The 17,509-nt window shown below is 28.2% G+C and carries 13 protein-coding genes and 1 pseudogene; 9 read left to right on the plus strand and 5 right to left on the minus strand.

Going from position 1 to position 17,509, the window contains the following annotated elements:
- Window positions 1-73 precede the first annotated feature (73 nt).
- Genes K5563_RS03330 through K5563_RS03345 form a run of 4 tightly spaced genes read left to right on the plus strand, consistent with a single transcriptional unit; the run spans window position 74 to window position 5,011 of the window.
- A complete protein-coding gene (locus tag K5563_RS03330) occupies window positions 74-2,650 on the plus strand; it encodes a chemotaxis protein CheW (protein ID WP_221037563.1) in 2,577 nt (858 codons plus the stop codon).
- 10 nt (window positions 2,651-2,660) lie between these two features.
- Window positions 2,661-4,034, plus strand: a complete 1,374-nt coding sequence (locus tag K5563_RS03335) for a CheR family methyltransferase (RefSeq protein ID WP_221037768.1) — start codon at window positions 2,661-2,663, stop codon at window positions 4,032-4,034.
- Window positions 4,034-4,519: a chemotaxis protein CheX gene (locus K5563_RS03340; protein ID WP_221037564.1), complete on the plus strand. Its 486-nt coding sequence runs from the start codon at window positions 4,034-4,036 to the stop codon at window positions 4,517-4,519. Before K5563_RS03335 ends, K5563_RS03340 begins: the two co-directional genes overlap by 1 nt.
- Before the next feature lie 51 nt (window positions 4,520-4,570).
- A complete protein-coding gene (locus K5563_RS03345; protein ID WP_221037565.1) occupies window positions 4,571-5,011 on the plus strand; it encodes a response regulator in 441 nt (146 codons plus the stop codon).
- Between the two features lie 14 nt (window positions 5,012-5,025).
- Here the strand turns inward: K5563_RS03345 and K5563_RS03350 are convergent, their stop codons facing one another.
- The 4 genes from K5563_RS03350 to K5563_RS03365 are packed head-to-tail and all read right to left on the minus strand — an operon-like array spanning window position 5,026 to window position 8,109.
- Window positions 5,026-5,547 (minus strand): hypothetical protein, encoded by a 522-nt coding sequence (locus K5563_RS03350; RefSeq protein WP_221037566.1) that lies wholly within the window; start codon window positions 5,545-5,547, stop codon window positions 5,026-5,028.
- Window positions 5,544-6,593: a hypothetical protein gene (locus K5563_RS03355; protein WP_221037567.1), complete on the minus strand. Its 1,050-nt coding sequence runs from the start codon at window positions 6,591-6,593 to the stop codon at window positions 5,544-5,546. The genes K5563_RS03350 and K5563_RS03355 overlap by 4 nt, the downstream gene beginning before the upstream one ends.
- On the minus strand, window positions 6,587-7,450 hold the full coding sequence (locus K5563_RS03360; protein WP_221037568.1) for a hypothetical protein: 864 nt from the start codon (window positions 7,448-7,450) through the stop codon (window positions 6,587-6,589). Before K5563_RS03360 ends, K5563_RS03355 begins: the two co-directional genes overlap by 7 nt.
- Complete coding sequence (locus tag K5563_RS03365) at window positions 7,447-8,109, minus strand: HAD family hydrolase (protein WP_221037569.1); 663 nt, start codon at window positions 8,107-8,109, stop codon at window positions 7,447-7,449. Before K5563_RS03365 ends, K5563_RS03360 begins: the two co-directional genes overlap by 4 nt.
- 212 nt (window positions 8,110-8,321) lie before the next feature.
- Between K5563_RS03365 and K5563_RS03370 the strand changes: the two genes are divergently transcribed.
- The 5 genes and pseudogenes from K5563_RS03370 to K5563_RS03390 all read left to right on the plus strand — a co-directional run bounded on the left by K5563_RS03370 (window position 8,322) and on the right by K5563_RS03390 (window position 16,298).
- Window positions 8,322-9,905, plus strand: a complete 1,584-nt coding sequence (locus tag K5563_RS03370; RefSeq protein WP_221037570.1) for an ABC transporter ATP-binding protein — start codon at window positions 8,322-8,324, stop codon at window positions 9,903-9,905.
- Window positions 9,906-11,058 (plus strand): annotated as a pseudogene (locus K5563_RS03375) (ABC transporter permease). It begins immediately after the preceding gene.
- Window positions 11,030-11,959, plus strand: coding sequence for an ABC transporter permease (locus tag K5563_RS03380; protein WP_221037572.1), 930 nt, complete (start codon window positions 11,030-11,032; stop codon window positions 11,957-11,959). Before K5563_RS03375 ends, K5563_RS03380 begins: the two are co-directional and overlap by 29 nt.
- Window positions 11,960-12,127: 168 nt before the next feature.
- On the plus strand, window positions 12,128-14,362 hold the full coding sequence (locus tag K5563_RS03385) for a methyl-accepting chemotaxis protein (RefSeq protein ID WP_221037573.1): 2,235 nt from the start codon (window positions 12,128-12,130) through the stop codon (window positions 14,360-14,362).
- A gap of 28 nt (window positions 14,363-14,390) precedes the next feature.
- Window positions 14,391-16,298: a methyl-accepting chemotaxis protein gene (locus K5563_RS03390; RefSeq protein ID WP_221037574.1), complete on the plus strand. Its 1,908-nt coding sequence runs from the start codon at window positions 14,391-14,393 to the stop codon at window positions 16,296-16,298.
- Window positions 16,299-16,351: 53 nt separating this feature from the next.
- Here K5563_RS03390 and mnmA read toward each other — a convergent pair whose 3' ends face one another.
- Complete coding sequence (gene mnmA, locus K5563_RS03395; RefSeq protein WP_221037575.1) at window positions 16,352-17,416, minus strand: tRNA 2-thiouridine(34) synthase MnmA; 1,065 nt, start codon at window positions 17,414-17,416, stop codon at window positions 16,352-16,354.
- Window positions 17,417-17,509: the final 93 nt, after the last annotated feature.

Below are 17,509 nucleotides of genomic sequence, written 5' to 3' on the forward strand. Positions count from 1 at the left end.
TTTAATGATGTCAATGGCAAAGCTCTGTTAAAGAGTTTTTGCCATATTGAGACAATATAGGAAAATTAATTTAATGATAGATTCAGAAAATGAAGAACTTTTAGATATCTTTTTTGAGGAAGCTCAAAGTCTTGTAGATACTCTTGAAGAAAATATTATGTCATTAGAAGATGACCCTAATAATGCAGAAACTATTGATGAAATATTTAGGGCGGCACATACCATTAAGGGTAGTTCAGCGTCAGTTGACATGATGGAACTCTCAGAATTTACTCACGTTGTGGAAGATGTATTTGATGCTATTAGAGATAATAAATTAAAGATATGTAATGATCTTATTGATTTACTTTTAAGTTCTCTTGATGTAATAAAAAGCATGCTTGATGAACGTTTTCATGGAAATGTTTATTTACAAGATGTAAGTGAGCTTAAAAGTAAATTAAGAGGATTTATAAAAGTAGAGAGTACAAATTCCGTAGTGTCATTAAATAATGTAAGTGATGATGAATTTTTGCTTTCTTTTTATGAACTTAGTGATATGCGAGAGAGTTTGGGACTTGGTCAAAAAATTTTAAGGGTTAGTATTAATTTTAATGAAGATAATCCTATGCTTACAATTTCTGGCATACAAATGTTTCAATCTTTAAAAGATTTAGGACCAATCCTTTACACTGTTCCTAGTTATGATCAAATTATTGCAGGTAAATTTTTAAAAAGGGTAGATTATTATTTGATTTATTCAACTAATAATAATTTGCATAATAGTGTTGAGGAAAAAATAAACTTGTCTGATGTTGCTTTAAATTATGCAATTACTGAATTTGATATTGATAATGAATTAGCAAAAGCAGAATTAAGAGAAAAACGTATTGTTGATCATAAAATTTCATCTAAAGAGAAATTGCAACTTTCTAATGATGAGATTATAAGTTTAAATGAGCGTATTGGTGATGCTAAATTATTTGAGGTGAAGTTAAATTTTAATAAAGATAATCCTATGGCTACAATTTCAGGATTTCAGATGTTTCAGGCATTAAAAAGTTTGGGAGAAGTTTATAAATCTATTCCTAATAGTGACGATTTATTGAGCGATAAATTTTTTGATTTTATTGTGTATTATTTGATATCCAATACCTCAGTAGATAGTATCATTAAAAAGGTAAATTTATCAGATGTTGTTGTAAATTTTGATATTAATGAAGTTGATTTTAAAAATATTAAGGATATAGATTTAACTTCTGAAGTTGATGATTATGCTCCTGTTAAGGAATCTAAGAAGTCACCTATGCATATTAATTTAATTAGGATTGATAGTAAAAGAATAGATTCCATATTAAATCTTGTAAGTGAGGCTGTCGTAAGTAAGTCTGCTTATAATCAAATCAATTCTGATATGATGTCATTTCTTAATGGTTTTAATCATTTTTATGATTATCAAGAAAATTTGCGAAATAGCTTTTTGCTAGATTTAAAGATGATTTTTAAGGATATAGATTTAGAGTTAGAACGTTCTATTGAAAATAAAATAGCAAGTTTAATAGAGTTTAAGGTAGATAGAGCTTTACATGATATTGCAGAATTGAAAGACTTATTATTTAAAATTATTCAGGATTCTAAATTTGCATCTAATAGGCTTTCTAGAATAATTACTGATTTACATGAGAGTGTTTTAAAAACAAGGATGTTGCCAGTTTCTGGGATTTTTTCAAGATTTACAAGAGTTGTAAGAGATTTGTCAAAGAAATTAGGTAAAATCGTAGAGCTTAGTACTGAGGGTGAGGATACTGAGATTGATAAATCTGTTATAGATGATCTTGTAGAGCCTTTAATGCATTGTGTTAGAAATTCTATGGATCATGGATTGGAAACTGTTGATGAGAGACTTAAGAAAGGTAAAAATAAAACTGGGCATATATTTTTGCGTGCTAGGAACGAAGGTAATGTAATCTCAATTGAGATTGAAGACGATGGTAGAGGTATAGACCCAAATATTATTAGGCAAAAATCAATTGAGAAAGGTTTAATTAATGAAAATACGGTTTTATCTGATAATGAGATTTTAAATTTAATTTTTTCTCCTGGATTTTCAACAGCTAGTCATGTTACAGATATTTCTGGTAGAGGGGTAGGGTTGGATGTTGTTAAGAATAGTATTAAGAAATTAAATGGGACCATTATTATAGATTCTAAAGTTAATGTTGGTACTACTTTTAAAATCAAACTTCCCTTAACATTAGTAATTGTTCAGGGTCTTCTTGTAAGATCTGGTAGTGAAATTTATGTTCTTCCTTTAAATAGTGTTCTTGAAACGCATAGGATTAGCGAGGAAAATATTAAAATTCTTGAAAATGACCATGAGGTCTATAATTTAAGAGAAGAAGTTATATCCGTGCTTAGACTTGATGAGCTTTTTAATATAAAGTATGATCAGGATTTGTATGAAAAATTTTTGATAGTTGTTAGCATTAATGATAAAAAAGCAGGCATAGTTGTCGATTCTATTCTTGGGGAAGAAGATTTTGTTGTAAAGCCTATTAAAGATAAATATGCTTCAAGTCCTGGAATAGTCGGGGCTGCTACACTTGGTAATGGTAAGGTTGTCTTGATTATTGATGTATTTAGGCTTTTTGACTTAAAGGATATGAAATAATAGTCTTATGATGGAAATAAAAGAAATATATTTGGGCGAACATAATTTAAGTGATCACGCAAAAGGAACTGACTCTATTAATTTAGATTTTAAAGTAGTGTCATTTAATATTGGAAATGATAATTATCTAATAGATATTATGCAAGTTAAAGAAATTAGGAAATCTGGCAATTTTACATATGTTCCAAATTCTAGAAGATATGTTGTTGGTCTTGATAATTTAAGAGGTGAGATAATCTCGATTATTGATTTGAGAATAATGTTTAATTTGGAAGTTATTCAAAAAGAAGTTGAAGATATTATGATCCTTAGAAATAGAGATCTCTTAATAGGAGTTATTGTTGATAAAGTAAATAATATTTTTTCGATTGATTCTTCTATGATTCAAGAGCCCCATCCTGTTTTGTCTCAGGAATCATTGATAGGCTACATAAAGGGAGTGGTTGAATATGGTAAAAAGTTATATATTCTTCTTGATGTTGATAAGATTTTTGATTATGATGATGATGAAGAGGAATATTTAGAAGATAACAACAAGAATGATGAAGTAAATCATTCTAAACATGAGGATGAGTCATTGATCAATAGTAATTATTCGTTAGAATTGCCAAGCTCATCTATAACATCATTTGAACCTTCGTTAGATGATTTAAGAATTATCAAAGAAAATCTTTTTAAATATTCTTTTAATGCTTCTTTGGTAAGTGATGAATTTTTGAGAAAAATTGGGCTAAAATTAGATATTGAGAATATTGATGACTTAGTTTATGATCACTTTTTAAGTGAGTTTTATTCAAAATCATCAGGGGTTTTGTGGGATGATAAGTATTTAAGAGAATTTCAGGATGAAATTGTTAATAAACATATCAATAGTATGAGTAATATTGGTTCTCTTTTAAATGTTTTTGAGATTGGGTGTGGTGATGGAAAGGAGACAATGTCTTTTGTTAATGCTTTATATGATTCTTATAAGAATCCTTTTAAGGTAACGGCTATTGATAATAATTTAGTTAAGGTAATTGGGACTGCTAATATGACTTTTTCAGAATCTGAGATTAATGTGAGCGAGATTTATAGAAAAAATTCTTTTGAGCAAGGTTCAGGAATTTATAAATTCAAACCAGAAATCATGAATAGTGTTTTGTTTGAATATTCAGATGCCATTTTATCAGAGTTTCCAGAAAATTTAGGAGTTATTTTTTTAAGGGATATTTTGTGTTTCTTAAATAATGATGATCAAGCTTTGATTTTAGATACTATTGCAGAGAAATCTGTTAAGGGTGCAATTTTAATTTTGGGAGATAATGAAGATCTTAAGAATAATGATATTTTTATAAAGGATAGATCTGTGGAATGTTTTAACTTGTATAAAAGGAGAAATTAATGAGAATAGATTATATAGAACCATTTTTAGATGCTGCTTCTTCAGTTTTAAGGGATATGTTGCTTGTTGAAGATATTCATATGGGTAGTCCTGGGCTTAAGTCTATAAATCAGAAAATCAAAGGAGTTTCTGTAATTGTAGGGCTTGCAGGTTCTGTTGAAGGTAGTATCATTATTGATATGGATATTGCTACGGCTCTTTTTGTGGCATCTAAGTTAAATTTTGAGGAGTATACTGATTTTGATGATGAAGAAACTAAGGAAATGGTAGCTGCAACTCTTACAGAAGTTGGTAATATTATTGCTGGTAATTTTGTTACTACTTTACATGCTAAGGGTTTTGTGTTTGATATAACCCCACCAGCTTTTATTTATGGAGAAAATATGAAAATAAGTAATAAAGGTTCTGAAGCTTTAATAGTACCTTTTACTTTGCCAGATGGTAAAATCATAGAAGTTAATATTGCAATAAGAGAGAGGGTTTGATATTATTATGAATTTGAAAGTACTTATTATAATACAAGAAGAGGGTTTAATATGATTCAGAAAACTACAATTGCTACGGATTCTTTATCTAAGCCAAGAGGGATTAATTATGATACAGGACTCCCTTTTAATGTTTTAATTGTTGATGATTCAGTTTTTACTGTAAAGCAGCTTACACAAATTTTTACTTCTGAAGGGTTTAATGTTATTGATACTGCTGCTGATGGTGAGGAGGCTGTGATTAAGTATAAAAATCACTACCCTAACATTGATGTTGTTACTCTTGATATTACTATGCCTAGAATGGATGGGATCACTTGTCTTTCTAATATTATGGAATTTGATGCAAATGCCAAAATCATAATGATTTCTGCTTTGGGGAAAGAGCAGTTGGTTAAGGATTGTTTGATTAAAGGTGCAAAGACTTTTATTGTAAAGCCTCTTGATAGAGCCAAGGTTCTTCAAAGAGTTATGTCTGTATTTGTTAAATGAATCACTATTTTTGTTTAGTGTTCTAGTTGTGATCTATAAAAAATAATTTCATTACTTATTTCTTTTAAATTTTTTGTGAAGTATTGCATGTTTAGGTTAAAGATTTCTAATTTGTTCTTGTTGTTATTGCCTACATATAGTTCTAGCTTATAAAATCCTTTTTTTGTATATATTAATGCTGAGCTTTTAAAAATTGAGTTAATAGTTTTTATTTTAAATATTTTATATTTTGAAAAATCATTGTCAATAATTTCGTCTTGAATTAGATATTTATTGGCTTCTTTGTAAGTTGGTGTTATGTTGTTATAGTCAATTTTGCCTTTAATAATGCTTTTTATAAAATTTTCTGTTAATTTATATATCTGTATTTCATATGTGTTTTTTGGATATTTAGTATAATATTCTTCTTCTATGATTAAATTAAAAGCTGAGTATCTTTTAGGTGATTCTGATGATCTTTTTTCAATTGAAGTTGTTATTAATCTTGAGTGAATTTGTATGCTGATCATTATGAGAAAAAAAACTTTTTGTATCATGTATTTTCCTTACTATTAGTATTTATTATTTTTTTTACAATTTCAATTTCTAAGGGAATTTTGCTTTTTCTCTTTGCATTTAGCTTATCTTTTAATATTACATTGTTAAATGCTTTTGCCATTTGATATACTTTTTCTTCACTGAAATAGAATGGAATTTGAATTTTTCTGTATTCAATTGGGTCTTGTAAGACTTTTTGCATAAGTATAATTGGATTTAGAAAACTTGCTTTAAAAAATTTATAAAAATTTGTTAAAAACATAGCAAATGATACAAATATTGTAAATAGGAATAGTCCAGTTACAGAATCGTTTTTTCTTTGAAGATATTTATCTATGTAAAATTTTGTTTGATCTATTTCGATAATCTTGTATTCACTAGGACTGTAGTAAAAAAATATATCATCAGATTTAGAATATATTGTTTTATCCATATCTTTAATTATGAGTATAAAGGGATACATTTCTTTAATATAGTTTTTTTCAGTTGTTATTGATATGTTTTTTATAATATTAAATTCTTGTTTCTCTGGAATTGTGTTTGCAAAACCTGAACTTGAGAATATTATGAAAAATATGAATGGAATTAATAAACTTATTGAAAATGTTCTAGCAAATGCAATTAATATTAAATTTTTATCTTTTGAATTATAATAAATTTCTATCATTAGGTCGTTAAATCTAAGTAGTCTTAGAAATCTTAATTTTAAAAGTGAGAGTATAATTGGACTTAGAATTGTTTCATGAGGATTAATTATATTTTTAATTTGATGAGAACTATAAAATATTAAAGGAACTAGGCAATGTATTAAATCAAAGAATAAATTGTTTCTTATATATATTTGTAATGTTTGTGATAAATAAGCTTTTGATATTTTATAGATAAAAATTAAGATCAATATTAAATCAAATAAGAATCCAATAAATATTAGTGCAAATCGAATCTTGTATGGTAAAAAAAGTATGATTGATAATTCCTCTATTAAAAATCCAAGTATTGAAGCAATCAAAGCAGCTTTAAAAAAATTTGAGAGTATCTTTACCATTTATTTTTCCTAGCTATTTCTAGAAGTTCTTTAATAATTCTTGGATCATATTCTTTTGAGTTTGATTGTTTTATTGAGAACCAGCTCTCATCATATCCTATGAATCCTTGTGTCTTATTATTTTTAATGTTTGGAATTTTAGTTCTGTTTGCAAAAACAGATATTAATGTTGCAATTGGTGACATATTATTTAGATTTTCATATCTAAATAGACTTTGAGTTATTAATTTAGTTGTGGTGTTGTCTAAAAATTCAATTTCTTGGCTGATTAATTTTGATATATTTTCAATATTTGTTGAAATTAATTTCACCTCTTTTTCAATATAAAATTTGATTATTAAAACCCTCAATAGTAGTAATATTTTTAAGTAGTTTTTTACAATTTTTGAAGAATTAAGAATATCATTTTCTTTTTTTATTAGGTATATTGTATAAGAATTTTTGTCTTCAAAAAGTTTGTTTACATAAAATGTTATATGTCCACTACTTATAGAATTAAAATTGTATAAAAATTCTTTTCTAAAGTAAGGATTTGCTTTAATAGAATGAAATATTAGTTCTAAATTATGTTTGTTGAATTCTTTTCTAAAAAGGTCTTTTACGAGGTTAAGATCAATAGAATCGATATTTGACAAAATAATAGGATTAAGTATGATGTCTGTTTTTTTTTTAACGTATTGAATAAGTAAATCAGCATCAGATTTAAAGTTTTCATCTATAAATGTTGAAATTGTTTTTTTATTTTCTTCTAGATATTTGATTATTTCAATTTCTTTTTCAAATACTGATAAACCCTTGATGCTTGTATGATTAAATAAATAATGATACAAGTGCGGGAAATATACCTTTAAATTCATTTGATTATTTCCAGAAGTTCAGATGGACTATTGAGGATATATTTTGCTCCATTTTCTTTAAGTTCATCTCTTGTTCTAAATCCCCATGAAACTCCTATGGGTAAGAATCCGGCATTTTTAGCAGTCATCATATCAATATCGCTGTCTCCAATATATGCTATTTCTTCTGGTATAAGATTTAATTCTATTATCATATCAAGTGCATTTGCAGGATTTGGTTTTGCTTCAAATCTTGATGAATAACCTCTGATTTCAAAAAAGTTTATATCTTTAAATATATTTTTTGTTACTATTAAGAGTTCTTCATGGTTTTTGTTGCTTAAAATACCAACAGGAATTTTAAGTGAATTTAGAGTTTTTAAAAGTTCTGGTATTCCATCATATACTCTTGTTTTGGAAAAGATATTTTGATTATATGCTTTTACAAATTCTTGATAAAGATTGTCTTTAAATTGATTATCGTTTAAGTTTATTTGAAGATGTTTTAAAGTATTGTCTACTAATTTAGAATATCCCCCTCCAACAAAGGTTTTATATTCATCTGTTTTAATTTCATTATACCCTAGTTTTTTTAGTGCCCAGTTCATTGAAATTGCAATATCCATGATGCTGTTTATTAAAGTCCCATCCATGTCAAAAATGCAAGCTTTGATTTTCATATTTTAATCCTCTTAAAGATAATCATTTTTTGAATGTATTTTCATTTTATCATTGTTTTTATTTTTTATTAATTGTATTGCATGGTTTTAATGTTTTGCATGCTTTATCTTTTTTTTAAGATCCCTTGAAAATATTTATTTTTAATTTTAACATATTTTTGTAAGGTATAAACAAGTTGTTATTCTATCTTTTTTAGGTTTCAGGTTATTTTTTGATGCAAGATATACTAATTTTAGATAAGCTTACTAAGCGGTATGGAGATTTTATTGCTAATGATAATATTTGTATAAACTTTGAAAAAGGAAAAATACATGCTATTCTTGGCGAAAATGGTGCAGGAAAAACTACTTTAATGAAAACTATTTATGGAATTCATAAGCCAGATAGTGGAAAAATTTTTTTACGAGGCAAAGAATTACATCTTAAAGATTCAAGCGAGTCCATTTTGAATGGTATTGGGATGGTCTTCCAACATTTTATGTTAATTCCACGATTTATTGCTTTGCAGAATGTCATTTTAGGGTGCGAAGATACAAGATTTGGTTTTATTAATTATTCTCTTATCAGAAAAAAGATACTTCATCTTTCTAAAAAATATGGTTTAAACATAGATCTTGATAATCCAATTGAAAATTTAGGTGTTGGGATGGCACAAAAAATAGAAATATTAAAAGTTCTTTATAGGAACTCAGATATTATTATTTTTGATGAACCTACAGCAGTGCTTACACCTATTGAGATTGATGAGTTCATGAATATTTTAAGAAAATTAGCTATGGAAGGACATACTATAATACTTATTACACATAAGATAAAAGAAATAAAAACTGTGGCACAAAGATGCACAGTGATGCGTCTTGGCAAAGTGGTTGGAACTTTTGAGGTTGCTGAAATTGATGAAAGGAACCTTACTAGGTTGATGATAGGTAAAGAAACTTCTCTTGATCTTTCTAAAAAACAGGTTGTTTCTCATATAAACATTCTTGATATTAAGAACTTAAGTGTTAAAGATGAACGAAATGTTTTAAAGGTAAAGGATGTTAGTTTTAGTCTTAGAAAAGGTGAAATTTTTGGAATAGCTGGCATTGAAGGAAGTGGTCAAGAAGAATTAGTTGAAGCACTCATTGGAGTTAGGGATGTATTTAGTGGTGATATTCTTAAGAGAGTCGGTGATAAGTTTGAATCAATAAAAGGTCTAAGCGTAAAACAAATAATAGAAAAAAAAATTGGTCATATTCCATCTGATAGGCAAAAACATGGTCTTATTTTAGACTTTAATATTTTTCAAAATATCGGACTTAAGAGTTTTGATGATGCAAATTATTTAAAGATTAAGAGTAATAGTTTAGATAATAGTAACTTAATATTTAAGTTTTTAAATATGTTTAAAAAACAGTTTGTTAATTTTGATTTAAGCTTTCTTAAGAAAATAAGCAAACAGCTTGCAGTATCATTTGATATTAAACCGAGGAATGTTTCAAGCAAAGTTAGAAATTTATCTGGGGGTAATCAACAAAAGGTAATTATTGCACGTGAAATTAATTTAAAACCTGAAATTTTATTAGCAGTTCATCCTACAAGGGGACTTGATATAGGTGCTATTGAAAATGTTTATCAAAAGATTATGGAACAGAGGGATGCAGGGATGACAATTCTTCTTGTATCTTTTGAACTTTGTGAGCTTATGAGAGTTTGTGATAGGATAGCTGTAATGTATAACGGGAAAATTATGGGTATTTTAGAAATTAATTTTGATGCTAGCGTAATTGGTAAGATGATGATGGGAGTAGTTTAAATGAGCATAAAGAATTATAACTTTAAAAAAGTAATTATGGAATTTTTAAATTCATCAGTGTTTATCAATTTTTTTGCATTTTTTTTTGCTATTTTAATTCTTGGATTAATAGTATTACTTATTGGTTATTCCCCCTTTAGAATGTACTATATAATGATAGAAGGGATATTTTCTTCGCCTAAGCATATTGGATATATTTTAAGCTATGCTACACCGTTAATTTTTACTGGTCTTTCGATTGGCATTGCTTTAAAAGCCAGACTTTTTAATATTGGTGTTGAGAGTCAATTTATTCTTGGTTCAATTTCAGCTTTGATAGCTGGAATTTTTTTGGATTTTTCTCCTTTATTACATATAACTTGTATTTTTATTTTTTCCTTTTTAGTTTCAGGTATTTTAGGTATTTTGATTGGATATTTAAAAATTAAATTCAATGTAAGCGAAGTAATTTCGGGTATAATGTTTAATTGGATTTTATTTCATTTTAATAATCTGATTGTAGATTTGCCTTTTATCAAAAAAGACAACAGTGATTTATCTAAGCCGGTTAGAGAAAGTGCTTTTATTGATTTTTTTGGTTCTTGGAAACTTTCCTCTGAAGGACTTGCTTATAGAGCAGAGCATCCATTTATTAATGATTTGTTGAAGGCTCCTATTAATTTTGGGATAATTATTGGAATTGTTATTGCATTTTTAATTTGGATTTTATTGAATAAAACCATTCTTGGCTTTAAAATAAGCTCTGTAGGGCATAACATTGATGCTTCTTATCGTGTAGGCATTAATATTAAAAAAGTCTTGATGTTTACTATGTTTTTATCAGGTGCACTTGCTGGGTGTGCAGGTGCTGTACAGGTTATAGGGGTTAATAAGTCAATATTTAAGCTTTCTTATATGGAAGGGATTGGACTTAATGGTATAGCTGTTGCTTTAATGGGAAATAATTCACCAATAGGAATAGTATTTTCAAGTATTTTATTTTCAGTTTTGATTTATGGGAGTGGTAGAGTTCAGAGTTTAATGGGGTTGTCCTCTGCAGTTGTGACTTTAATGATAGGAATAGTAATGATTGTAATGTCTGCTAGCCATTTTTTAAATAAGATCTTCTTGGGGAGGTATAAAAAGTGTTAAATACGCTAGTATTTTTAATTAGTGAAACTCTTGTAAATTCTCAGATCTTAATTTTAGCTGCTCTTGGTGGGCTTATAAGTGAAAAAAGTGGAATAATAAATATTGGGATTGAGGGTACAATGGCTCTTGGGGCATTTGTAGGTGCTACTTGTGCATATTATTATGGTAGTCCATTATTTGCAATTTTTATTGGCGGTCTTTCAGGACTTATTCTTTCAATTCTTCATGCTATTTTTACTATTTTTTTTCAATCAGATCAGATAATAACTGGGATGGCTATTAATTTTTTAGGGCCGGCTATTGCTATATTGTTTGGAACTTTTATTTTTGGTTCTATTTCAACGCCTCCAATAGATATTAAATTGCCTGTATTTTTTGATGGTGTCTTAGATAAAAAATCTCTTATCTTTCAGATTTTAGGTAAAAGATATTCATTTCATATGGCAATAATATGTGTTATTATTGTTCATATTATATTGAAATATACTAAAATTGGACTTAGAATTAAGGCTAGTGGTGAAGAACCGGAAGTTTTAGAATCGCTTGGAGTTAATGTAATTATGATTAGATTTTTTTGTGTGCTTTTAAGTGGCTTATTTGCTGGAATTTCTGGAGCGGTGCTCTCTACTGTAATTGCTTCAAGTTATACGCAAGGTATGGTTGGTGGTCAAGGTTTTGTTGCTATTGTTATGTTAATTTTTGGAAATTGGCAACCTTTTGGAATTTTAATGGGTAGCTTTTTATTTTCTTTCATGAGAACTTTAGTTGTCATTTTATCTCAGGTTTCTTTTTTTTCTTTGATGGTTTCTCCTAAAATTTTAATCATTTTACCTTATCTTGTTGTTATTCTCAGTCTTATGTTTTTTTCGAAAAGTAATTATGCTCCTAAATCTTTAGGTGTTCCTTATAAAAAAGGTTGTTGATTTTTATTCTCATTTTTTTTAATATACTCTTTTAATATACTGTTTAAATTATTTGAGATTTATTTAGGAGAATTATATTTTTTGGTATAAATTTTTTATGGGGATATTTATTTAATTTTTAGGTTTGTTGAATTAATTAGGTGAGTGGTTAATTTACGAGGTATTTTTATGTTAAAAATTAAGCACAAATTTGTTGGACTTTTATTTTTATATTTATTGATGACTATATTATTTTTATCTTTAATTTTTAAATTTATTTTGGGTAATTATTTAGAAAGTTATTATAAACAGCTTACAAGAGGACAAGTAAGACGAGCTGCCTTTTCTGTAAAGGCGTTGTTAGATACATTTTATATCATAATTGATGGTGCAAGCTCTACTTTAGCTCTTGAGACTATAGGAGGATATTCTTCTTTAAAAAATGGTGGACGTAGTTTTTCAGAAGTCGAATTAAATAAAATTAGATCTAATTCTAAAATAGTTATTGATACTTTAAAGGTAGATCAAAGATATAGAAGTCGATTATATGAGATATTATCGGATCTAAAACTTAATACTTTTTATGAAGAATTTGCATTTCTTGATTTTGAAGGTAAAATAATTGTTACTACAAGACATGAAAGTAATACTGATTTTGGTCAGTCTGAGGCAAACATCAGCTATATTAAAAAAGCTTTGGAAGATTTTAAAAAAAATAAATTAAATTTCGTTGGTTGGTATTCTAATCTTACTGAAGGTATGGCAGGAGAAGTTGCTTCGAGATCCCGATATGATAATAAAAAAGCTTTTGCTGTAGTTGTTCCTGTATTTTCAGCAGAAGATAAAGTAGCTTTTGGTTATTTGGTAGGTTATGTACTAGATGATGTTATAAGAGATAAATTAGATAGAATTAGATTTGGTTTTTATAATAGAGGAAATTTATTTTATTTAGATCCAAATAATAGGATTGTTAATCCTTTAATAGAATATAACGAGAGTAGCAATGTTAGTGATAAGTTTATTGGTATTTTAAAGGATGTATTGTCTAGACCTCCTAAAAAATCTTCCGTAGCAACTGAGTTACCGGTTTATCAAATTGAGAGGGCTTATCTTCCAGAAATGAAATTGTATAACTATTATGCCATATTGCCTATTGGCAGTGAGCTTGGCAAAAATAGTGGGATTCTTCTTGCAAGAATTCCTTATGAAGATATTTATGGAGTTGTTAATAGTTTAGCTTTTAAATTTATTTTATGCTCTGCTGTAGGGCTTATTGTGTTAGTTATTATTTTTTCAGTAGAAGTAGAAAAAATTATTAGTTCTAGGTTGGATCTGGTTAGAAAATTAGTAAAAGAAATAGTTAAAGGCAATTTAGATGGAACTTATGTTATCCAAAGTGATAAATACTCTGATGAGCTGAGTTTATTAGGATTACAAATTATTAAAATGAGAGATGCTATTGCTGATGCTATTACAAGTGTTCTTAGAAACATTAGTTATGTTAATAAAGCAAGTCTTGAAGTTGCTAATTCAAGTCAAAACTTAAGTTCTAGTTCGTTACAACAAGCTTCAACACTTGAAGAAATGTCAGCTAATATTGAACAAATATCATCTGGAGTTAAGATGAGTGCTAATAATTCCCGAGAAACGGAGCGTATTGCCTTAACTACTAATAAGAATGCTCAAATAGGGGGTAAAGCTGTTGAGGAATCTGTTATAGCTATGCAAGCTATTGTGGAGAAAGTTAGTGTTATTGAGGAGATAGCTAGAAAAACTAATTTGCTTGCTTTAAATGCAGCTATTGAAGCTGCAAGGGCTGGAGATGAAGGCAAGGGATTTGCTGTTGTAGCAAGTGAAATTAGGAAGCTTGCTGATCTTAGTAAGGAATCTGCTCTTGAGATTGGTGAATTAGTTGATAAAAATTCTAAATTGGCAGCAGATGCTGGATTGATTTTTAAAGATATATTACCTGAAATAGAGAAAACCACCGAACTTGTAAAGAAGATTTCTGAAGGGAGTTATAAACAAAATGAACAAATTATTCAGTTTAAAACAGCCCTTGATCAGGTAGAGGAAGTTGTTCAAGCTTCAGCATCAAGTAGTGAAGAGCTTTCAAGTATGGCTGATAGAATGCTTGAAAAAGCCAAGGAGCTTAAGCAAATAGTATCTTTCTTCCAAATTAAAGATTGTGAAGTTGGTGTTTCTTCTTGTAATTTTAGCCCTATTAATGATGACCTTATGACTAAAGATTTTTCTTCTTTAAAGATAGAAGATAATTCATCTTCAGTTGATAGTCAAAATGATAATATGCATGGTGATTCAAGTATAAGTCGTAAATCTATTAATAAGAGGGTAGACCCTAAAAAAGCTATTGATATTGCCGACAAGGACTTAGATTTTGATGAAGACTTTTCAGATTTTTAGAATTTATTTTGTGAGAGGTAGTTAGTGTATGAAACTCAAGCTGAAAGTTAGGATATTGTTTATTGTTAGTATTTGTATATCAATTTTTGTTTCTATATTGTTTATCGTATTTGGATTGTTAATTAATTCTAGACTAGTTGATCAGCAGTTAGATCTTATGAAAAATTTTATTGGAAATATCAAAAATTCTTTAACGATTTATCTTTCCTCCATGGAGGAAAGGGTAAAAATCAATTCAATGTATTTAGATTCTTCATCTAAGTTTGAATCAATGAATAATAGTAAGGCTAAAAGAATAGAAGCTATTTTGGATCAAATTGAAATTTTGGGGAAAACAAGCAAGGGTGATAATCTAATGATAACTAATAAAGAAGGTAAAGTATTACTCACTACTGCTATTAAAGATAATAGTGATTATGGTATTTCTGTTTCAGATAAGGAATACTTTGTTAAATTAAGGGAAACAACTTCTATTTATAACTCCTCTGTTCTCTTGGCAGAGCCTGGATCTGTTGAAGAGGTGTTGATGAGAGATATTTCTAAAATAAGAAATAAGGCAGGACAGATTCCTTATTTGTTAATAGGGGTTCCTTTAAGAGATTATAAGACTGGTGATCTTTTTGGTTATTTTATGAATTTTTATGCACTTGATTATATTTATAGCTCATTTAAAGGTATTATTTTTGGAACATTGAATAGTGGTCGTGCTATGGTATTTGACAAAACGGGTTTATTTCTTGTTCACCATAAATGGTTACCTGGTGATAACTTAGTTAATGTTAATTCATACTATGATGATGTAGTTAAAAATAGTTATGAGGATTTAATTCAAAAGAATAAGGAAATTAGTTTAAAACATTATTTGGATCCTTATGGAAAAAAGTTTGTTGGACTTGCACAAAAAGTGCAATGTCGGTTATCCAATTTTCCTTTTATAGTGTACATACGAGCTAATGCCAATGATTTTTATTATATGTCTAGACTTACTAATTTCATTTTAGTAATAAGTTTTATAGTTACTTTGATTATTCTTGGATTGGTTACTACTTATCTTGTAGGAAAACTTAGTTCTTCTCTAAATGGAATTTTATGTTATTCTGAGAGACTTGCTTCTGGAGATTTTACTGTTTCAAATAATCCTTTAGAATGGGGTACATTAGAACTTTATGGATTATATGAAAATTTAGAGCTTTTGAGGTCTAATTTTTCATCTGTTGCAAGAGGAGTTAATGAAAATCTTGATTATCTTTATGAGAATGCAATTCAAATAGCAAATTCTAGTCAAAATTTAAGCTCTGGGGCAGTTGAGCAGGCATCTACATTAGAAGAAATGACAGCAAACATTGAGCAGATATCCCAAGGCGTTACCGAGAATACTGGTAATGCGTCTACTACTGAGAGTATTGCTGTTAGTACTAATGAGAAAACTAAAAAGGGGCATCAATCTGTTGTTAAAGCTATTGAAGCTATGAAGATTATTACAGATAAAATAAGCGTTATTGATGAGATAACTCGACAAACTAATTTACTTGCTTTAAATGCTTCTATTGAGGCTGCCAGAGTAGGGGATAAGGGGAAAGGTTTTGAAGTTGTTGCTGCTGAGGTTAGAAAGCTTGCTGATCAAAGCAAAGAATCTGCTAGAGAAATTATTGATATTGCACATAAGAGTTTAACTATTGCAAGTAAGGCAGGTAACAATTTTGAACAAATTGTTCCTGGAATGGAAGAAACAGCTGAACTTGTTAAAAATATTACCAGTGAGAGTTCTAACCAAAGTAATCAAATTGAACAGTTTAAGAATGCAATAGAGCAAGTTAGTCAGTTAGTGCAAACAACAGCATCAAGTAGTGAAGAACTCTCAGCAATGTCTGAGAGGATGTTGGAGAGTGTTAAACATTTAAAAGAATCAGTAGATTATTTTAAGATTGATCAATAATTTATAGGGATATTCAAATTCCTATAAATTATTATGTCTACAGATGTTTTTTGTTATATTAGTGTTTTAAGAATTTTAGCGCCACCCAGGCACTCGTCTTCTTGATAAAATATGCAGAATTGTCCTGGTGAAATTCCATATTCTTTTTCTTCTAGAGTAACTTTGATAGAGTCGTTTTTTAATACTTCTATTTTGCATTTTATTTTTTTCTCTCCATGTCTTATTTTGGCACTTAAATTATCATGATTTGATGGTTTATTTATCCAATTTGTTTTGTATACTATAAATTGTTTTTTCTTTTCTTTGAAGTAGTTTGTGCTATTTGAGATGTAAATGATGTTATTTTCAATGTCTTTTTCTATTACAAACCATGGTCCATTGCTAAGTTTAATCCCTTTTCTTTGTCCAATTGTAAAAAACCAATATCCATTGTGTGTTCCAAGTATTTTGCCTGTTTCTTTTTCGATAATATTACCTTTAAGTTCTCCTAGATGATATCTTATAAATTCATCGTATTTGATTTTTCCAAGGAAACAAATTCCTTGACTGTCTTTTCTATTTTTATTAGGTAGATCTATTTTATGTGCTATTTGTCTTATTTCGGTTTTTAACAAGTCTCCTAATGGGAAGTGCAATTTTGATATTTGTTTTGTAGATAAATGGGATAAGAAATAGCTTTGGTCTTTTATTTTATCTTTAGCTTGTTTAAGTATAAAATTATTATTTATATTTTCTATTTTGGCATAGTGTCCTGTAACAATTAAGTTATAGTTTTCGTTGATCTTGTCAAAGAATGCACCAAATTTTATTCTTTGATTGCAGAATATATCTGGACTTGGTGTATTTCCAATTTTTAATTCTTCAATAGCATAAGTTACTACTTTGTCATAATATTCATCTTGTAAACTGATTATTTCATATGGAACATTGAATTTTTTGCACACAGCTTCTACGTAATTAATATCTTCTTTCCAAGGACAGTTTCCAATGTAGGAAAGTTCATCTTCAAGCCATATTTTTAGATAATAGCATTTTATATTTTTATGGCCATTTTGTATCATAGTATAAAGAGCCACTGAGCTGTCGACTCCTCCAGATAAAAGCACTGCTATTTTCATAATTTTTTCTCCTTTCATTATATCATCATATTATATTGAACTTTGATGTTTGTATGATCTATAGTATAATATCTGAAAATGATTTTTTTATTG

It is taken from the genome of Borrelia sp. HM (assembly GCF_019669085.1).
Taxonomy (GTDB): Bacteria; Spirochaetota; Spirochaetia; order Borreliales; family Borreliaceae; genus Borrelia.

Coding starts and splice junctions, on each gene's coding strand:
- K5563_RS03345 (WP_221037565.1), top strand. CDS start 4,571: ATGATTCAGAAAACTACAATTGCTACGGATTCTTTATCTAAGCCAAGA.
- K5563_RS03330 (WP_221037563.1), top strand. CDS start 74: ATGATAGATTCAGAAAATGAAGAACTTTTAGATATCTTTTTTGAGGAA.
- K5563_RS03355 (WP_221037567.1), bottom strand. CDS start 6,593: ATGGTAAAGATACTCTCAAATTTTTTTAAAGCTGCTTTGATTGCTTCA.
- K5563_RS03365 (WP_221037569.1), bottom strand. CDS start 8,109: ATGAAAATCAAAGCTTGCATTTTTGACATGGATGGGACTTTAATAAAC.
- K5563_RS03385 (WP_221037573.1), top strand. CDS start 12,128: ATGTTAAAAATTAAGCACAAATTTGTTGGACTTTTATTTTTATATTTA.
- mnmA (WP_221037575.1), bottom strand. CDS start 17,416: ATGAAAATAGCAGTGCTTTTATCTGGAGGAGTCGACAGCTCAGTGGCT.
- K5563_RS03360 (WP_221037568.1), bottom strand. CDS start 7,450: ATGAATTTAAAGGTATATTTCCCGCACTTGTATCATTATTTATTTAAT.
- K5563_RS03390 (WP_221037574.1), top strand. CDS start 14,391: ATGAAACTCAAGCTGAAAGTTAGGATATTGTTTATTGTTAGTATTTGT.
- K5563_RS03350 (WP_221037566.1), bottom strand. CDS start 5,547: ATGATACAAAAAGTTTTTTTTCTCATAATGATCAGCATACAAATTCAC.
- K5563_RS03335 (WP_221037768.1), top strand. CDS start 2,661: ATGGAAATAAAAGAAATATATTTGGGCGAACATAATTTAAGTGATCAC.
- K5563_RS03340 (WP_221037564.1), top strand. CDS start 4,034: ATGAGAATAGATTATATAGAACCATTTTTAGATGCTGCTTCTTCAGTT.